Raw genomic sequence first — 204 nt, 5'->3', positions numbered from 1 at the left:
ATTTCCCGGGCGTTGGCGATATCCTTCGCCAGCACGTTAATAGCCACTTTATTGCGATAAAAATTAATGCGCTGCATGCTCTGCAATCTCCTTTAGTCGCGCCACGATCAGCGCCATTTCCCCTTCTGCGACCGTACGCGGATCGAGACTAAAGACGCCCTGATGAAGGTTATAACGACGCGCGTAAATCGCGATATCACCCTC

2 pseudogenes are annotated in these 204 nt (G+C 51.5%); both read right to left on the bottom strand.

Annotated elements, in window-relative coordinates:
• Positions 1-77: pseudogene (locus FDX22_RS19725) on the bottom strand (4-hydroxy-2-ketovalerate aldolase); the annotation flags it as partial.
• Positions 64-204 (bottom strand): annotated as a pseudogene (locus tag FDX22_RS19720) (SelA-like pyridoxal phosphate-dependent enzyme); the annotation flags it as partial. The pseudogenes FDX22_RS19725 and FDX22_RS19720, both read right to left, overlap by 14 nt.

The organism is Citrobacter sp. TBCS-14 (genome assembly GCF_005280805.1).
In the GTDB taxonomy this organism is placed as follows: domain Bacteria; phylum Pseudomonadota; class Gammaproteobacteria; order Enterobacterales; family Enterobacteriaceae; genus Citrobacter; species Citrobacter gillenii.
This window is presented reverse-complemented; position numbering and strand designations above follow the sequence as displayed.